The organism is Parabacteroides sp. CT06 (assembly GCF_002257605.1).
GTDB classification, from domain to species: Bacteria; Bacteroidota; Bacteroidia; order Bacteroidales; family Tannerellaceae; genus Parabacteroides; species Parabacteroides distasonis.
The window spans coordinates 470,858-488,454 of record NZ_CP022754.1; the positions used below are offsets into that span (position 1 = coordinate 470,858).

The 17,597-nt window shown below is 42.8% G+C and carries 15 protein-coding genes and 1 pseudogene; 11 read left to right on the forward strand and 5 right to left on the reverse strand.

The window, feature by feature from the left end; all coding sequences use genetic code 11:
- Positions 1-363 precede the first annotated feature (363 nt).
- A complete protein-coding gene (locus CI960_RS01895) occupies positions 364-732 on the forward strand; it encodes a hypothetical protein (RefSeq protein ID WP_005858880.1) in 369 nt (122 codons plus the stop codon).
- On the opposite strand, the gene CI960_RS01900 is transcribed toward CI960_RS01895, so the two are convergent.
- On the reverse strand, positions 724-2,700 hold the full coding sequence (locus tag CI960_RS01900) for an OmpA family protein (protein ID WP_005858878.1): 1,977 nt from the start codon (positions 2,698-2,700) through the stop codon (positions 724-726). The two genes, CI960_RS01895 and CI960_RS01900, sit on opposite strands and share 9 nt — an antisense overlap.
- A 100-nt stretch (positions 2,701-2,800) precedes the next feature.
- Here CI960_RS01900 and CI960_RS01905 point away from each other — a divergent pair, with 100 nt between their 5' ends.
- Together CI960_RS01905 and CI960_RS01910 are read left to right on the forward strand one after the other, a co-directional pair.
- Positions 2,801-2,989, forward strand: a complete 189-nt coding sequence (locus tag CI960_RS01905) for a hypothetical protein (protein WP_005858876.1) — start codon at positions 2,801-2,803, stop codon at positions 2,987-2,989.
- On the forward strand, positions 2,977-3,309 hold the full coding sequence (locus CI960_RS01910; protein WP_005858874.1) for a type II toxin-antitoxin system RelE/ParE family toxin: 333 nt from the start codon (positions 2,977-2,979) through the stop codon (positions 3,307-3,309). Before CI960_RS01905 ends, CI960_RS01910 begins: the two co-directional genes overlap by 13 nt.
- Here the strand turns inward: CI960_RS01910 and CI960_RS01915 are convergent.
- Positions 3,269-4,483, reverse strand: coding sequence for an S-adenosylmethionine:tRNA ribosyltransferase-isomerase (locus CI960_RS01915; RefSeq protein ID WP_008779359.1), 1,215 nt, complete (start codon positions 4,481-4,483; stop codon positions 3,269-3,271). The genes CI960_RS01910 and CI960_RS01915 overlap by 41 nt on opposite strands.
- Positions 4,484-4,608: 125 nt before the next feature.
- Here CI960_RS01915 and CI960_RS01920 point away from each other — a divergent pair, with 125 nt between their 5' ends.
- From CI960_RS01920 to CI960_RS01930, 3 genes are read left to right on the forward strand one after another with little or no spacing between them, the layout of a single operon-like run.
- Entirely contained in the window at positions 4,609-5,691 is a 1,083-nt protein-coding gene (locus CI960_RS01920) for a DUF2027 domain-containing protein (protein WP_005858870.1), read from the forward strand.
- On the forward strand, positions 5,681-6,154 hold the full coding sequence (locus CI960_RS01925) for a CYTH domain-containing protein (protein ID WP_005858868.1): 474 nt from the start codon (positions 5,681-5,683) through the stop codon (positions 6,152-6,154). Before CI960_RS01920 ends, CI960_RS01925 begins: the two co-directional genes overlap by 11 nt.
- Positions 6,151-8,310: a S46 family peptidase gene (locus CI960_RS01930; RefSeq protein WP_005858866.1), complete on the forward strand. Its 2,160-nt coding sequence runs from the start codon at positions 6,151-6,153 to the stop codon at positions 8,308-8,310. Before CI960_RS01925 ends, CI960_RS01930 begins: the two co-directional genes overlap by 4 nt.
- Before the next feature lie 161 nt (positions 8,311-8,471).
- Here the strand turns inward: CI960_RS01930 and CI960_RS23295 are convergent, their stop codons facing one another.
- The 3 genes from CI960_RS23295 to hemW all read right to left on the reverse strand — a co-directional run bounded on the left by CI960_RS23295 (position 8,472) and on the right by hemW (position 10,476).
- Positions 8,472-8,639 (reverse strand): hypothetical protein, encoded by a 168-nt coding sequence (locus CI960_RS23295; protein WP_005858864.1) that lies wholly within the window; start codon positions 8,637-8,639, stop codon positions 8,472-8,474.
- Complete coding sequence (locus CI960_RS01935) at positions 8,632-9,207, reverse strand: zeta toxin family protein (RefSeq protein WP_232520554.1); 576 nt, start codon at positions 9,205-9,207, stop codon at positions 8,632-8,634. Before CI960_RS01935 ends, CI960_RS23295 begins: the two co-directional genes overlap by 8 nt.
- Positions 9,208-9,348: 141 nt before the next feature.
- Positions 9,349-10,476, reverse strand: coding sequence for a radical SAM family heme chaperone HemW (hemW, locus tag CI960_RS01940; RefSeq protein WP_005858860.1), 1,128 nt, complete (start codon positions 10,474-10,476; stop codon positions 9,349-9,351).
- Between the two features lie 149 nt (positions 10,477-10,625).
- Here hemW and CI960_RS01945 point away from each other — a divergent pair, with 149 nt between their 5' ends.
- From CI960_RS01945 to CI960_RS01965, 5 genes and pseudogenes are all read left to right on the forward strand, one after another.
- Positions 10,626-11,621, forward strand: coding sequence for a LacI family DNA-binding transcriptional regulator (locus CI960_RS01945; protein ID WP_036629075.1), 996 nt, complete (start codon positions 10,626-10,628; stop codon positions 11,619-11,621).
- A gap of 205 nt (positions 11,622-11,826) precedes the next feature.
- On the forward strand, positions 11,827-14,688 hold the full coding sequence (locus CI960_RS01950) for a glycosyl hydrolase-related protein (RefSeq protein WP_094582182.1): 2,862 nt from the start codon (positions 11,827-11,829) through the stop codon (positions 14,686-14,688).
- Between the two features lie 13 nt (positions 14,689-14,701).
- Positions 14,702-15,853, forward strand: coding sequence for a sugar MFS transporter (locus CI960_RS01955; RefSeq protein ID WP_005858854.1), 1,152 nt, complete (start codon positions 14,702-14,704; stop codon positions 15,851-15,853).
- Positions 15,854-15,879: 26 nt separating this feature from the next.
- Positions 15,880-16,947: a uroporphyrinogen decarboxylase family protein gene (locus CI960_RS01960; protein WP_005858852.1), complete on the forward strand. Its 1,068-nt coding sequence runs from the start codon at positions 15,880-15,882 to the stop codon at positions 16,945-16,947.
- A gap of 16 nt (positions 16,948-16,963) precedes the next feature.
- Positions 16,964-17,593, forward strand: a pseudogene (locus CI960_RS01965) (corrinoid protein); the annotation flags it as partial.
- Positions 17,594-17,597 lie beyond the last annotated feature (4 nt).

A 17,597-nucleotide genomic window follows, 5' to 3' on the forward strand; every position in this document is an offset into this window, starting at 1 on the left:
ATAAATCCATATGATGTATGAGAAAAAGCGTTATATTTGTATCGATAAAGTAAACTCTTGTGGAAATTCAAGGGTTTATGAATCAAAGTGTGATTACGATAAGCGTTTAAGATATTATCTTTGGAACTGAAAATCGCCAAGTTTCAAGTCGGACAGAGATAATAGGCAACTAAACGCTCACGCTTGTTATATATACTGCCTAATAGTATACGTAATAAGGCGTGGGCTGTTGTTTATTATTTGTCCGATGGGTGTTTGGCGATGCCTCAGTTTCGAATAGTAGATTAACAGTTCCCACGCTTCTTTTTTGTAGCATATAGAAATACCGAACAAGGTGAACGGTCCGGTTTGAGGGAAACGTATATGGAGGTAATTAAAAAGCAACGTTTGGCTGTCTGTCGTATATTATTGGATGTAGTGGAAGGTGCGTGTGAGGTCCGTGATCCGGATCTGATCATGCGGACTCGTCATTATCCGGCACTTCAAAGGGAGATGTGTTTTGCGGATCGGGATTGGGAAGAAGCGAGAGATTTGAGTGTACTTGCCTGCTTGGTACTATCCAAGGAATTGCATTATAAGGTTAAGATGATGATCGGTTTGGTAGCTCATGACTTGTATTCAAGGGAGTCCTCGGTCTCTTATCAGCAACGCCTGTCCTTCGATGTGCTGATGAGTGCGATCGATTGGCCAGTCTCTTTTAAGGAGATCACGCTCTTTGCTCCCTCAAAATAAGTTATAGTTTGTACGTAAGACCTTGAATTCCGTTCTGCGGTTGATCTGGTCGGCGATCTCTTGCTGTTCCGGCGGCAGGGCAAGGATGAATTCCTCGGTAAGCACATCGCCTTCTTTCAAGAAATCGAATTGTTTAGCCATCTTCTTGTTGATCGTCTTGGGAACGCTTTCTCCATATCCTTTCGCTTCCAGACGAGCCGCCTCGATACCTCCCGCTATTAGGTAATCCACGACCGATTGCGCACGGCGTTGAGCCAAACGCTCGTTATACTGGTCCGTACCTTTCCGGTCCGTGTGGGCACCCAGTTCGATCGTTACGTTCGGGTTATCGTTCAGCATCTTGATCATCTCGTCCAAAGCTTTCTTGGATTCCGGACGAAGGGTCGCTTTATCGAAATCGTAGAAAATGTTATCGATAACAACCGGCTTGCTGATCGGAGAGAGGAAGAAATCCACGATATATGTCTCGTTTTTCTCCTCGGGGCCGGTATGCAATTCATAATTCTGGTTGAGGTAACCACGGGCGCTGGCCATCATGACATAACGGATGTCCCGTTCCAACTCGACACGATAGGTACCGTCTTTCTTGACCGGGACTTTCACGTTCAGTCCGTCTTTTCCGACGATGCGTACGGTAGCGTCCTCGATCGGATATTCATCGACATCGTTTACGATTCCTTCGATGAAGATGGTGATCGTAGGCCGTTCAAAGGAATATATATGGTCATAGCCCCGTGCGTCGTTGCGGTTGGAGCAGAAGAAGCCCCGTTCCTCTTTTCCGGCGAAGGTGATACCGAAATCGTCTGCCATAGAGTTGATGGGAGCGCCTAGGTTCTCGACCTTCCACTTCCCTGTACTGTCTTGCGTGGCCTTGAACAGATCGAGACCACCCATTCCCGGATGTCCGTTGGACGCGAAATAAAGGGTGACGGAATCCCGGACATACGGGAACATCTCGTCTCCCGGGGTGTTGATCTCTTCTCCTAGGTTCTCCATCGGGCCGAAATCGTTTCCCGCTACCCGGGCACGGAAAATATCCTTGCCACCGAAACCGCCCACGGCGTCGGATACGAAATACAAGTATTTGCCGTCCGGCGAGATGGAAGGATGGCCGAGGGCGGTAACCGAGTCTTTTACGATCGTCGCACGGGTTCCTTTTCCCCATTTGGCGCTGCTTCGGGTAGATATGTAAATCTCGGCGGTACGAGGGCCTTCCGGATCTTGGGCGCAATAGGTATAATACATCGTGTTTCCATCGGGGGAGAAAGAGGGGGTTCCTTCGTCGTATTCCGTATTCACCTCGTCTTCAAGCTCTACGGGAGCTAGCCAAGCCCCTTTCTCGTCTTGCTTGACAAGGAAGAGGTTATTGTTATTTTGCCCGGTGATGGCGCTAACTTTTGCGTCTTTGTCTTTCGAGCGGGAAGAAGCGAAGTATAGTTGGTCGTATTTATCTCCGGCCAGCATCGGACTGAATTCTCCCCGGCGGGAATTGAATTTATCCATGCGTCTTACCTCGTAGCGGGTAGGGTTCTTTTTCCATCCGGGAGCTAACTCGCATCCTTGTATGCCGTTGATGGCTAATAAATTGCTAGGATCGTTCTCCATATAGATATCGTAGTTCTTGATCGCTTCCGGATAACGTCCGGTCTTCTGTAACATCTGTCCCATGCGTAGGTAGACGGTGCTATCGGGGTAATCATAGCGGATGGCGTTCATATAGGCGCTAGTCGCTTTCCCCGTATTATTGATCAACCGGTTACATTCGGCCATACGGTAAGCGATATAGCCGCGCAAATCCCTTTTCTTCGGGGATGTTTTCGTGTAAACCTTACGATAAATGGCGGCTGCCTCATAGTATTCTCCGATACGCTGCTTCTCCTCGGCATCGCTCAACTTCGCCGATTTGCAGGAATACAAGGAAGATACGATAAGCAAAAATAAAACATATATAGTAAAATGTGCTTTCATTCAATCTAGAATATATTCATGCAAATATAACGAATTGTATGGGATCTTATTGTATGTTGAAAGAAAACAGTTACCTTTGTAGAAAACGAAACCTATTCAGATGAATCTATTAAGTAAGTCAAAAGTTGCTATGGCTATGGAAGGATTACCGGAGCATTTTTCTATGGACCAGCTTGTCGATAAGATGTCTTTTGTCGATAAGGTCTGTATTGGAATAAAAGAATCAGAAGAAGGAAAAGTGTTAACCAAATTGGAATGCCGGAATAAATTAGCGAAATGGTTGAAGTAAAATGGACTGATTTTGCGATCCAAAACCTTAATGAAATTGGAGATTATATTGAGAAGAAGAGTTATACCTCGTATGCCTCCCGAGTTGTAAGTGGATTGTTTGCGGCGGTAGATGTTTTAGAACGTTTTCCTTTGGCCGGGCGTATGGTTCCGGAGTTTCAAGATACGACTATAAGAGAGCTTATCCGGATGAATCATTACCGGATTGTTTACAGAGTGGTTAATGAGAGCCGAATAGATATTTTAACTGTTCACCATTCGGCTCGTATTTTACATGCATCTATATTAACAAGGAACTATCCCCATAACTTAGAAACCTGAAATCGTGCTCTAAGGCATACTCATAGATGGATTTCCAGTTTCCTTTTACGAAAGCGGAGATCAGCAAGAGCAAGGTGCTTTTGGGCTGGTGGAAGTTGGTGACGATTCCTTTTACGATCTTGAACTCATAGCCCGGGGCGATGATGATTTGTGTAGCCGTTACCAGCGTATCCGCATCATGCTTATCCAGATAATCGAGGATGTTTTGAAGGGAACGCTCCGCTGTCAGCCGGTTGTTATTCATGTCGTAAGGCATCCATTGTTTTACGACGAGATCTTCGGAAGTCGCTTCGGGGTTATTATCTAGGATCACGCCCATGTAATAGAGACTTTCCAAGGTCCGTACGGAAGTCGTTCCTACGGCGATGATATTTCCAAGGTTGCTTTTGATACGTTCGATGGAACTGCGGCGGACGGAGATAAATTCCGTGTGCATCTCGTGCCCTTCGATCGTGTCGCTTTTTACCGGTTTAAAGGTACCCGCTCCGACATGCAAGGTGACTTCTTCCCGCCCGATGCCCCGAGCATCTATATCGGCAAGTACTTCCGAAGTGAAATGAAGTCCGGCGGTCGGTGCGGCGACGGAGCCTTTTATCTTAGAATAAACCGTTTGATAGGTCTGTAGGTCGCTCTTCTCTGTTTCTCTGTGTAAATAAGGAGGAATCGGCAAGACCCCGGCGGCATCCAAGATATCGGCGAATGTATAAGTCTCGTTATCCCATGTGAATTCGATCAAATGTGTGTCACCATGAGACTTTTTCTTATCCGCTGTCAGCACGACCGGTTGATCCTTAATGAAGATCGTTTTGGATAAAGTGCCTTCTTTCCATTTCTTAAGGTTGCCAACCAAGCAAGTCCAGCTACAGCGTCGGGTCTCTTGAAAAATCAAGGCGTAATCATGAGGCTCGATGGGCTCTAAGCAGAAAATCTCGATGCGTGCGCCGGTCTCTTTCTGGAAAAGTAGGCGGGCTTGTATGACCCGGGTATTATTGAATACCATCAAGCTGTTTTGGGGAAGATAATCCGTGATATGCTTAAAGATACTTTCGCTTATTTCCCCGTTACGGTAGAGTAAAAGTTTGGACTCATCCCTTTTAGGCAATGGAAACTTCGCGATTCGTTCGTCCGGTAACGAATAGTTATAATCTTCGATACGTATTTCTTGTGTCTTCATTACTTCTTCTGTCCTGTTAAAAAAACATCCGTTTGTACGGATTCCGAGTGCAAAAGTAGTAAATAGGTTTCGGATTCGCGGATTATTCCCTAATTTTGTGCGCATAATATAATAAGGTATAGAATATGAGTATTCAAATAGGTGATAAAGTTCGCTTCCTGAATAGTGTGGGAGGTGGAGTCGTACGTGGATTCCGTGGAAAGGACCAAGTGTTGGTTGAGGATGAGGATGGGTTTGAGGTTCCTGCCTTGATCAAGGAATGTGTCGTGGTTGGGGGCAATGATATGCAAGTGCATAGCTCGAATCGCCCGAAAGTACAGGCTCCGGTAGAGACTCCTTCCCCAAAGAAGCCTGAACCCAAAGAGGAAAAGGTCGAGGAGACACCGGAGGGAGAGCGTCTGAATGTGTATCTGGCTTATCTCCCGGTCGATCCGAAGGCGTTTCAGCAATGTGGCTATGAGACGTATTTCGTGAATGATAGCAATTACTATTTGTTCTTCAATTATATGAACCGAACGAATAATAGCTGGACAAGTCGTTATAACGGGATTATTGAGCCGAATACGAAAATATTCCTAGAGGAGTTCGGTAAGCCGGAGTTGAATGATCTGGAAAGGATCTGCGTGCAACTGATCGCTTTCAAGAAGGATAAACCCTATTCGTTGAAAAACGCCGTATCTGTAGAGTTGCGCTTGGATACGGTTAAGTTCTACAAGCTTCACTGCTTTATGGAGAATGATTTCTTTGAGGAGGATGCCTTGATTTATCCGATTATCCGCAATGACTTGCCCGAGAGAGAACTATTGGTCTCTGCGGCGGAGTTGAAGGAAGCTATGCAGCAAAAGGTTCGTGAGGAACGTAGGGTTCCCCGGCAAATCGTGAAAAAGAAGCCGACGAATAGCGCTATCCTTGAGATCGATTTGCATATAACCGAATTGTTGGATAATACGAATGGATTGAGCAATGCGGATATGCTGACGTACCAGTTGGGAAAATTCCGTGAGGTGATGGATCAGTACGCTCTTAATAACGGACAGAAGATTGTCTTTATCCATGGAAAAGGCGATGGTGTACTGCGTAAGGCGATCGAGAAGGATTTGAAGACCCATTATAAGCAACATTATTTTCAAGACGCTTCTTTCCGCGAATATGGCTTTGGTGCGACGATGGTAACGATTAAGGCTGATACCTCGAAACATGGCCATTGAGATAGAACGGAAATTCTTGGTCTCCGGTGATTTCTTACCGGAGGCTGTTAGCTCCACCCGTATCGTGCAGGGATATATTTGCTCACAGCCCGGACGTACGGTTCGTATTCGTATCCGGGGAGAGGAGGGATTCCTAACGATCAAAGGCGCTTCGGATGAGAAAGGCTTGAGCCGTTATGAGTTCGAACAAAAGATTCCTCTGGTGGATGCCGAGCGGTTGTTGGAACTTTGCGAGCCGGGTGCGATCGACAAGGTTCGTTATCTGGTTCCCAGAGGCAGCCATACGTGGGAAGTCGATGTTTTCCACGGAGCGAATGAAGGGTTGATCCTTGCGGAGATCGAGTTATCGTCTGAGGACGAGCCTTTTGAGAAACCGGCTTGGCTTGGTAAGGAGGTAAGTGGAGATCGCCGTTATTATAATTCAATGTTGACAAAACATCCTTTTAATAGTTCAAATACATGAAGAAACTCTTTTTATCTGTAGCGGCCGCTATATTGGCGTTTCCGGTCTTGGCCGATGAGGGCATGTGGCTGCTCCCTTTATTGAAGCAACAAAAGTTTGCGGAGATGCAGGCCCTTGGTCTGCGATTAAGCGATCAGGAAGTGTATAGCGCCGAGGCTCCTTCCTTGAAAGACGCCGTGGTTCGTTTTGGCGGTGGTTGTACGGGCGAGATGATCTCTCCGGACGGGTTGGTGCTGACGAATCATCATTGTGGTTATAGTAGCATCCAACGGCATAGTACCTTGGAACATGATTATCTGACGGACGGCTTTTGGGCGATGTCTCGTGATAAGGAGCTTCCGAATCCGGGATTGACGGTTACTTTTATCGATAAGATCGACGACGTGACGGATTATGTGAGGACGGAACTGAAAAAGATCACGGATCCGAACAGCATGGAATTCTTGTCCGCTAAGTACTTGAATGGCCTCGCTAAAGCGAAAGTAGGTGAGAAGTTCTTACAGGATAACCCCGGTACGGAAGTCGAGATCAAGGCTTTTTATGGAGGTAATAAGTACTATATGTTTACCAAGAAGATCTATTCGGATGTCCGTTTAGTCGGTGCTCCCCCTTCCTCTATCGGTAAGTTCGGGGCGGATACGGATAACTGGATGTGGCCTCGCCATACCGGAGACTTCTCTCTTTTCCGTGTGTATGCCGACGCGAACGGAAATCCGGCACCTTATTCGGAAACCAATGTCCCGCTTCGTCCGAAACGTTGGCTAAAGCTTTCTTTAAAAGGTGTGGAGGAGAACGATTATGCCATGATCATGGGGTTCCCCGGCCGTACCAATAAATACTATACCTCATGGGAGGTAGCTGAACGTCGGGATATAGATAATGCGGTACGTATTAATATCCGTAATCTCCGTCAAGAGGCGATGCTGGAAGAAATGTTGAAAGATCCGCAAGTTCGGATTCAATACGCTAGTAAGTATGCAGGTTCTACGAACGCTTATAAGAATGCGATCGGTAGTAACTGGGCGATCAACAAACGTAATTTTGAGCAGGTGAAAAACGATGAGCAGGATCGTTTGATCGCTTGGTCGAAGAAGATGTGTGAGCCTGCTTATCCGGAAGCGCTTCTGACATTGGAGCAGATCGTTAATGATCGTAAGGATTTGCGTTTCCGTAGTTGGATGTTGGATGAGGCATTGAGCCGTGGCATCGAGTTCTCCAAAGTTCCGACCGATATCGAGACTGTTTGTGAGGCTTTGGAGGGGAAAGATCGTTCCGAGCAGCAAAAACAGGTCACTCAATTGGAGAGGGCTTTCCACCGTTTTGCTGATAAGGATTATGCGCCGATGGTTGATAAGAAGATAGCGAAAGTCATGTTAAAGGAATATAGGCGTTTGGTCGCTCCGAAGTCGCAGCCGGCTTATTTTTCCGTAATCGATAGCAAGTTTAAGGGGGATGTGGATAAATTCGTAGATTATCTGTTTGATAAATCGATCTATGGTAGCGAGAAGAACTTTAATGCGTTCAAGGAGCACCCGTCTGTCAAAACTTTGAGAGAAGATCCGATGATTCTGTTCGCGCAATCCGTAAAGGATGAGAAAAAGGCGTTAGATAAGGCTTTGGCTGATTTTGATGCCGGATATGCGATCGCCCATCGTGCGTATGTGAAAGGACTTTTAGCGATGTATGGAGACTTGGCTAGTTTTCCGGACGCGAACTCTACGCTTCGTCTGACTTATGGGCAGGTGAAAGGTTACAGTCCTCGTGATTGCGATTATTATGGTCATCAAACCACTTTAGACGGCGTCATGGAGAAGGAGGATTCTACGAATTGGGAATTTGTGGTTTCTGCTCGTTTGAAGGAATTATATCAAGCAGGAGACTTTGGCCCTTATAAGATGCCTAACGGTAAAATGCCGGTTGCCTTCTGTGCTACGACCCATACAACGGGAGGGAACTCCGGTAGTCCGGTATTGAATGGACAAGGAGAGTTAATCGGTATCAATTTCGACCGTAACTGGGAAGGAGTAGGAGGGGATATCCAATATCTGCCCGATTATCAACGCAGTATTATCGTAGATATCCGTTATGTCCTATTCGTAATCGATAAATATGCCGGAGCCGGTTATTTATTGAACGAGATGGAATTCTCAAGATAGAGAAGTAAGTTAACTTCGTGGGCGAAGTATGTTAACTGAAATGCCGAAGTATGTTAACATACTTCGCCCATGAACCTAAGTTCCTTTTTCTATAAAGCCAAAAAGAGGAGACATATCCCTGAAAGATACGTCTCCTCTTTTTGTATATGTATATCTATAACTTAATAAATCTTGTCAAGATCAACAGCTTTGACTCTGAAGATATGACCGTTACGAGAGAATACCAACTCTCCGTCTTCCTTCTTCTTCTGATTCACCAAACGCTGAAAAGCTATATTTGCACCTTTTACTATATTCTCTTCGAATTCTCTAACTTCTTGCTCATTCATGATGTTCAAGTTTTGTAAAAATATCTAGATTATACACTTCCCTTTTATCATTCTTGAATCCCTTGGCGATCACTTCCATGGGAGACATCGAATTATCAGTTATCATCCAATAGTCACTAATAGGAAGGTATAGCTCAAATAAATTGTGGATACCGGCCTCATACCGACGCCGTATCGTTGCTTCCGGAATATTGTGACCTCCGGCGGCTACCCTCATTTTTACACGTTCCACGGCTAGATCCGGCGTATTCAGCCAGAAGTAAAGCAATGTAACATAATAACCTTCCCTTTGTGCTTCCCGTATCAGGTTTGCGACTGAACGGGTGGCCAGCGTAGTTTCCATTGCGAAAGTCTCATCAGCACCGATGAGTTCCTTTATCCGCTTATACATAATACGACTAGCTTCAACGGCGACGGCTATACTGTCTGCATTAAAAGGGGAAAGTCCCTTGGCTATCTCGTCTGAGTTAACAAACTCCCTACATTTTAGCATTTCTGGTAAAATCGTGAAGGAAGCTGTTGTTTTTCCTGCTCCGTTGCAACCTGATATTATATACAAATATGGCACTGTTTGCTGTTTTTGATGCTGCAAATATATGTAATAGTTTTTTAATATGCGTCGTTTTATTTCTCAAAAATCGTGAAAATGTGCAGGAAATGTACTTTTAACTAACAGGTTTGTTGGAGAAAGTGGTGGTTTTGTTAATTTTTATACCCAAAGTAGATCACTCATGATTCCGTCGGAAACGAAGATTCCTGACTTGGATAAAATCAATTTGTCACCGGTTTGTAATAAGAGACCTTGGTTGATATGGGGTTGAGCTTGCTTTTGACAATAAGAAAGGAGCTTCCTGCCAAATTTTGTCTGGATATCAGCGAAAGAGACTCCCCACATGGTTCGAAGGCCGGTGATGATGAAGTCGTTGTACCGGGTGCATAGGTCTAAATCCTCGGATTCTATTGTCGGATGCCCATTTTCTATACCTTCTATATATATAGGTAGAGAAGATGGATTCCATTCCCGGTCTATCCCGTTATAAGAATGGGCGGAAGGACCGAGGCCTAGATATTTCTTTCCGGTCCAGTAGGAGCTATTGTGCTTGGAGAAGAACCCGGGACGGGCGAAATTAGATATCTCGTAATGCAAATAGCCTGCTTCTGCCAACCGATCTATTAATGTGGAAAAGAACGAGACGCTTAACTCCTCGTTTATGGGGGTCACTTTTCCCGCTTCCAGCAATTTGTAAAGTGCGGTACCTTCCTCGTAAATGAGGTGGTAGGCGGAAAGATGGGGAACATCCAACCGGATCGCTTGTCGCAAATTCTCTTCCCATGCTTGCTGCGTTTGGTTGGGGAGTCCGTAGATCAAATCGATACTGATATTTGTAATCCCATATTCCTTGCATAGTTCTACTGCTTTAATCGCTTGTTCCCGGTCATGGCGACGATTCAGAAAACGCAAATCTTCCGGATGAAAACTCTGTACACCCATACTGACCCGGTTAAAAGGATAATTACGGAGAAGCGATACATATTCTCGTTTCATGTCATCCGGATTCGCCTCTAAGGTAATCTCCGCTTGCTCGGCTACATCAAAATGACGATAGATGGCCTCGAATATCTTGCCAAAATCCTTCTCGTCTAATTGAGAGGGGGTGCCTCCCCCGAAGTAAATGGTTTCTAATGCTTCGTTTCCTATATATCCCTTCCGCAATTCCATCTCTTTTATAAGTGCGTTTATATACGGCTCTTTATACTTCATCTCCGTATTGGAAAAAAAGTCACAGTATAAACACCGCTTGGCGCAAAAAGGAACGTGGATGTATAAGCCTGCCATGATAAATCGTTTCTTGATACAAAGATACAGGATTATTTTGAATTAGTAGGGATAGATAGTTAAAGGTTAAAAAAAGTTGTTTGATAGGTTATTGTTCTTTCATTAAAAAAAAGAGGGTATCTTTGACTCACCTATTATTCACAGAATCAATGAAGGTTTCAATAAAAGATATAGCACAAGCTTTGAATTTGTCTAAGGCCACCGTATCTTGGATTTTATCAGGGCAAGGACCGGCCAAGGGATTTAGTGATACGACGATTAAGCGCGTGAAGGATTATGCAGAATCGGTGAATTATCGTCCAAATCTATTGGCTAGGAGTCTGTCTCTAGGAACAACGAATACAATAGGCTTGATTATTCCCTTTATTGGTGATACATTTTATGCTCAGTTGGTTCAAGCAATCGAGTCTGAGGCTGCCCGGAATAAATATGTATTGATTGTCTGTAGTTCGGAAGGCGACGGGGATAAAGAATATGAGCTTGTAAAGATGCTTCGATCCAAACAAGTGGATGGGATTGTTATAGCTCCGACTAAAGTATCTCGAAAGGGTGTTAATCTATTATTGAAAGATTCGTTGCCATTCGTTTTGGTGGATCGATATTTTCCAAATGTAGATACTAATTATGTGATAGTCAATAATTGCCAATGTTGCTATGATTTAACTTATCATTTGATTAAAAAAGGATCACGTAAGATTGCTTTGATTACGACTGATGTACATCTTTATGTGATGAAACAACGTATAGATGGATATCGCAAGGCTTTAAGGGATTTAGACGTGGATAATGATATGTCACTTGAGATCTTTGTTGATAGGCAGAATTATAAGACAGATATCGTAGATAAACTAGATTGTCTGTTTGAGGAGGTGCCTGATGTGGATGGTTTCTTCTTTTCTACACACTATCTTGCTTTGGAGTCCATACGTTATTTTATTAGTAATAAGATAGATTACCATACTCGTTTTAATATGGGTTGTTTTCATGAGACTACAGCTCTAGATATCCTTTCTCCGGAAATGAGCATATCTCGAATGCCTATCGAGCAAATGGGGATCCAAGCTATACAAATCCTTTTGGAAAATATAAGAGACAAAAACTTCTCACATAAAGGGGTGGTTGTAAATAACCAATTTATCCCTTAGTATTCTGCTAAATAGCTTTCTTTATACTGTTTGTGTATTCTAATTTATATTAAAATACATGAATTGTGTTTTTTGTTTGGGATGAATCCTTATATTTGCCGTTGTTAAACCGGTTAAATAAAAATATACTATAAATATTTATATGTTTAGATATGTATATGGTTTAACTATGTTAATCTGTGTTCTCTACTAAATATAATACTCTATGAAACAAAAAATCTTTTTGCTTAGTATGGTTTGCCTGTCTTTTGAAGTAATGGCACAACGTGAGACTGCGATTATTAATCCGGTTGAACCGATACATTATGAAAATAAGGAAGGAAGATTTGAAATCTTATCTTATATCAAGCAAGATTATATCGCTAAGAAACAATCAAGTTTGAATGCGAATATGGATGGACGTGCGTTGGATGTACAATTTACGGATAGTCCGGACAGTTTATTGATCTGGTTACCTATGATTGGAGAAGAGGGCCGTCTGAAGGTGGTTTCAAATAAGACTGTGCTTGTAGACCAAATCTATCGTCCGATTATTCCTTCAGATTGGGGATATTTCCAAAAAGGTACTATACATATTATTCAATCCTCGCATCAAGATATCGCTTGGATGGATACTCCCGACTTTTGTCGTAAGGACCGTATTGAGGGTATTATTCTTCCAGCTCTAAGTTTGATGAAAGAGAATAAATCTTTTAAGTTTGAGATGGAACAGACTCTTAACTTGATGGAGTTCTTGGAAGAGTATCCCGATAAAAAAGGGGAGTTGATTGAGCTATATGGAGAAGGACGCTTTGGTTGGGGAGCTACATACAATCAACCTTATGAGGGATTATCGAGTGGCGAGCAACTGGTTCGTCAAGCTTATTATGGGAGGAAGTGGATTCGTGAGAATTTACCGGGCTGTGATGACCGAGTAGCAAATAATATGGATGTGCCGGGGCGTACTTGGCAAATGCCTCAGATTTTGGCAAAGAGTGGAATTCCTAATTTATTTGTTAGTAGAATGGGAGAGGGGTTATATGATTGGTATAGTCCTGATGGATCGAAAGTACTAACTTTTACACCCGGTAATTATGGTTGGGCCTCTTTGGTATGGAAATTTTTTGATAAGGATGGGGTGACAGCCTTTCATAAACTACACCATCGTTCGCAAATCTGGAGTGATTACTTTAAAGAGCATGGTATTCCTCCCCACTATGCGATATTAATGAGTTGTGATGCGACGAAACCGGTAGATTATCAGAAAGTAATTGATGAATGGAATTTGATAGCGTCTGAATCAGATATACCTCTTCCACGATTAGAGTGTTCTACGGCAGAAGAATATTTCGAGGAAGTTAGAGGTGCGGATACACGATTTGAACGGATAGAGGGAGAACGTCCGGATTTGTGGTTATATATCCATGGTCCGGCTCATTATGAGGCGACTACCTATAAACGCCAAGCGGGAGTATTGTTACCGGCAGCGGAATCTTTTTCAACTTTTTCTGCATTGATAGATGGTCGTTTAAGTATATATCCTCGAGAAGAGTTTGACCGGGCATGGATGGCCTCCATTTACCCGGATCATGGGCTAGGAGGAAAGAATGGTGAAATAACTGATGCTATTTTTGAGGATAGCTTGGAAGTCGCACGAGATCTAGGGCACACATTACTTCATTCCTCTTTAAATGATATTGTAGAGAATGTGAATGCTCCTGTTAACAGTCGGATGGTTTTTAATGATCTTACTTGGAAGCGAGATAGGCAAGTTGAAGTGGAGATTTCAAAAGATCAAGCTCTAGTGAAAGATGACAACGGTCGGATTATACCTTCACAGATTCGATCGGACGGGGATAAACATTATGTAACGTTTGTCGCTCAAGATGTCCCTCCGATGGGATACCGTTCTTATGAAATAAAAGAGGGGAAAAAGTTCAAGTCTGAAAATGATGAGATTCTGATATCTAATAATAGTTTTGAGAATCTGTATTATAGAGCGGTATTGGGAAATGGGGGTATTGTTTCCCTATATGATAAAATTTTAGGGAAGGATGTTATACATACCTCGAAGTTTGCGTGCGGAGATGTTCTAGAGTTAGGATATACAGGGAATGGAGCGGGAGAATTCACTCGTATTACGGATTTGACTTCCGGCGATATCACGCCTCTTAGTTCTTTTGATTCTCAATGGCGGGTGGTCGAAACAGGTGCGCTTTATACCCGTTTTGAGAATATCCAACCGACAAAACATGCGACGATCGTGCAGACCATAACATTTTTACATACTAAAAAGCAAATTGATTTTGATATCGAATTACGTGATTTTGATGGAGAGCATAATCGTCAATACCGGATTGCCTTTCCTATAAATATGATGAGGGAACGTACAATTAATTATGAGGTTCCTATGGGGGTAGCTCAAGTGTATAAAGACGAGTTGAATAGCCAACCGGGGGGCTGGGCTTGGGGAGGACCGTATGTGCATCATCCGGCGGATTCACATCCAAGGGAGATACAGAATTTTATATCTGCTAATGGAAATGGTTTCGGGCTTACGATGTCTTCTTGCGTAGCGGTGGCGGATTGGATAGATCCGTCTCGTGAACAAGCGATATACCCAGTTTTACAGGGGATCTTATTGTCTTCCCATAAAAGTTGCCATGGAGAAGGTAACTGGTATCATCAAACAGGCACACACCAGTTTCATTTTTCTATTTCGACGCATAAAGAAGGATGGATAAATGGGTATATGTTTGGAATCGGGAATAATCATCCGTTTTATATAGTTAAAAAAGATAATAAGGGTGGAGCATTGGAACCAAGGCATAGCTTCTTGTCGATATCAGATCCATTAGTTGCTATGTCTCTGATCAAAAAGGCGGATAATGATAATAATCTAATTATTCGCTTAACAGAAATGGAAGGGAAGGATAAAGAGATTCAAGTATCTTTACCCTTTGAGGCTAAGCAAGTCATAAGGACTAATTTAATAGAGGATGAAGAGGAAGTACTTCCTGTAAAGGGTAGAACGATTTCTTTAAAGTTGGGGCACCATTCTATTGAAACATTTAAGTTGGTTTTATAAATAGGGAGATACCATGGAAATATGTGTTGAAAATAAGTCTGTACGGAAATTATTACCTGTATTGTTTGCCTTTTTTGTCATGGGCTTTGTGGATGTGGTTGGTATATCTACGAGTTACGTGAAAAATGATTTTGGTCTAAACGATACGTTAGCGAATTTACTCCCGATGATGGTCTTTTTATGGTTTGCCGTATGCTCTTTACCGACAGGTCTGTTAATGGGGCATATAGGGCGGAAGAAGACTGTATTGCTGAGTGCTTTGATTACGGGAATTGCGATGTTGTTACCATTTATTTACTATTCATTCGTGTCGGTATTGATGGCATTCGCTTTACTAGGCATCGGGAATACGATTTTACAAGTCTCGTTGAATCCGCTTCTATTAGATGTTGTATCGAAAGATAAAGTGACCAGTATGTTGACATTAGGGCAGTTTATTAAGGCTATATCATCTACGTTAGGGCCGGTGATCGCAGGTGTTGCTGCCGGACTATGGGGAAATTGGCATTTGATATTTCTTGTATATGCTGTTACTACCGGCATTTCATGGTTATGGCTGGTAGGGACACCTATTGCAGAACATAAAGAAAATCACGGAAGCCATGTCAGTAATCAAATTTGGGGGTTGCTTAAGAATACAAAATTGATATTGGCTTTTTCCGTGATCTTATTAATCGTGGGATTTGAGATAGGATTGATGACCGCTGTCCCAAAATATTTGTTGGAACGTTGTAATATGCCGATCGAGCAAGGTGGATTGGGATGTAGTTTGTATTTCTCAGCTCGTATGATCGGAACTTTTGTCGGATCTATCCTTTTGGCTAGATACTCTTCTCGTCGTTTCTTGGTTGTAAATATGATTGCGGCATTGTTCGTGTTTACAATATTTATGATATCATCTGATGGAATGATTATCTTGATTTCATTATTTGGGGTAGGTCTGTTTTGTGCGAATGTATTTCCGATCGTATTCTCTATGGCTATTCAATCGGAACCTTCAAAGGCAAATGAGATTTCTGCGTTGATGATTATGGGAGTGGCGGGAGGCGCTATTTTACCTTTGTTTATGGGGATTATTGCGGATGCTAGTAATCAACTATTCAGCTTGTTCGTTCCTCTATTCGCTTTGGTGTATATATTTTGTGTATCATTGAAAATGAAATGATTATTTAATCTATAAATTAGTGGCTTATGAAAGAAATGACTTCTTTACAGCGTTGTATGGCTGTTTTAAACGGAGATATTCCGGATATGCTTCCTGTTATTCCCCAAAGTTTTATGTTCGCTGTGGAAACAGCTGGAATGAAGATCGGGGACGTGAATAGGAATGGACGCAAGATGGCTCAAGCGCATATCATATCTCAAGAAAAATATGGATATGATGGATGTGTGATTGATTTTGATGATGCTACGATAGCGGAAGCTGTTGGGGCGAAAGTAATATTTAGAGAGGATGAACCTGCTACGGTTGATGAGGGATGTCCGGTATTAAAAGACTTACGTGATGTTTATGATATGCCTATACCAGACCCATTAAGATCCGGTCGCCTATGCGAGTGGCTAGAAGCTACACGTACTTTGGTTGATGCTATCGGCGATCGTGTTTTTGTAATGGGGCGTGCGGATCAAGGCCCTTTTAGTATCGCATGTTTACTGCGAGGTACTACTCAATTCATGATGGATTTATTAACGGAAGATAAGCGACTAATCAATGATGTCTTAGAATATTGTCGTAAAATTAGTGCGGTTTTCGCTAAAGCACAGAAAGATGCGGGAGCGCATGCTACTTCTATTGGGGATGCTTTTGCTGGACCTAATCTGATTTCACCTGATATGTATCGTGAATTTGCCTTGGAACCAGAAAGAAAGTTGGCAAAAGATGTTCAAGACTATGGGATTCCTTTTTCTATTCATATTTGTGGAAATACAAATGGCATAATACAAGATATGGGGACTACAGGGGCAAGGATTTTGGAGGTAGATTGGATGCTTGATATTAAAGAGGCTCGTAGGTTAGTCCCGGAAAACATAGTCTTGATGGGAAATGTCGATCCTAGTTTTCCTTTAGTGATAGGTACACCTATAGATGTTGATGCTGCCGTAAGGGATTTGATCGAGGCTACACAAGGCAGAAGCCATATCGTTAGTTCCGGCTGTGCGATGGGCAGGAATACACCTCCCGAGAATTTTAAGGCATTTATTGCGGCGGCCCGTAAATATGGCTCGTATGAGGAGATATTACGTTTACAAAATAAATAATGGAGGTATGGCTGATTTAAATAAATTATTTGACTCGATCGTTGCCGGTAAATTAGAGTCTGCGGTGGAGGTTACCGAACAAATTCTGAAAGAAGATTTGGATATTCAATTGATCATTAATAACTATATGATTAAGGCTATGGAAGAGATTGGAGATCGTTTTCAGCGTTAACAAGCATATGTGCCGGAATTGTTGATGGCCGCTCGTGCGATGAAAGGGTCGTTGGAACTATTGAAATCTCATCTGAAAGGAGAGAAGACTGATACGATAGGGAAAATTGTTATAGGAACGGTATTTGGGGATTTACATGATATCGGGAAAAACTTAGTGGCATCTATGTTTGAGGGATGTGGTTTTGAGGTGGTTAATATGGGCGTGAATATTTCGGCAGATAAGTTTGTTGAAACGGTTAAAATAGAAAAACCGGATATTCTTTGCCTTTCTGCCCTATTGACGACGACAATGAGCTATATGAAAGTCGTCATGGATGCTTTAGAGAAAGAAGGGCTTCGTGATCAAGTAAAAGTGATGGTTGGTGGTGCTCCCGTAAATGAATTGTTTGCGAATCAAATTGGGGCTGATGGTTACAGTGGAAATGCTAATGCGGCAGTGATCAAAGCAAAAGAGTTATTATGTATTGCGTAAAAAA

Excerpts from the sequence above, each read along its gene's own strand:
- CI960_RS01960 (WP_005858852.1), top strand. The coding sequence starts at position 15,880 with ATGAAAGAAATGACTTCTTTACAGCGTTGTATGGCTGTTTTAAACGGA.
- CI960_RS01955 (WP_005858854.1), top strand. The coding sequence starts at position 14,702 with ATGGAAATATGTGTTGAAAATAAGTCTGTACGGAAATTATTACCTGTA.
- CI960_RS01930 (WP_005858866.1), top strand. The coding sequence starts at position 6,151 with ATGAAGAAACTCTTTTTATCTGTAGCGGCCGCTATATTGGCGTTTCCG.
- CI960_RS01945 (WP_036629075.1), top strand. The coding sequence starts at position 10,626 with ATGAAGGTTTCAATAAAAGATATAGCACAAGCTTTGAATTTGTCTAAG.
- hemW (WP_005858860.1), bottom strand. The coding sequence starts at position 10,476 with ATGGCAGGCTTATACATCCACGTTCCTTTTTGCGCCAAGCGGTGTTTA.
- CI960_RS01905 (WP_005858876.1), top strand. The coding sequence starts at position 2,801 with ATGAATCTATTAAGTAAGTCAAAAGTTGCTATGGCTATGGAAGGATTA.
- CI960_RS01900 (WP_005858878.1), bottom strand. The coding sequence starts at position 2,700 with ATGAAAGCACATTTTACTATATATGTTTTATTTTTGCTTATCGTATCT.
- CI960_RS01920 (WP_005858870.1), top strand. The coding sequence starts at position 4,609 with ATGAGTATTCAAATAGGTGATAAAGTTCGCTTCCTGAATAGTGTGGGA.
- CI960_RS23295 (WP_005858864.1), bottom strand. The coding sequence starts at position 8,639 with ATGAATGAGCAAGAAGTTAGAGAATTCGAAGAGAATATAGTAAAAGGT.
- CI960_RS01915 (WP_008779359.1), bottom strand. The coding sequence starts at position 4,483 with ATGAAGACACAAGAAATACGTATCGAAGATTATAACTATTCGTTACCG.
- CI960_RS01895 (WP_005858880.1), top strand. The coding sequence starts at position 364 with ATGGAGGTAATTAAAAAGCAACGTTTGGCTGTCTGTCGTATATTATTG.
- CI960_RS01950 (WP_094582182.1), top strand. The coding sequence starts at position 11,827 with ATGAAACAAAAAATCTTTTTGCTTAGTATGGTTTGCCTGTCTTTTGAA.
- CI960_RS01925 (WP_005858868.1), top strand. The coding sequence starts at position 5,681 with ATGGCCATTGAGATAGAACGGAAATTCTTGGTCTCCGGTGATTTCTTA.
- CI960_RS01910 (WP_005858874.1), top strand. The coding sequence starts at position 2,977 with ATGGTTGAAGTAAAATGGACTGATTTTGCGATCCAAAACCTTAATGAA.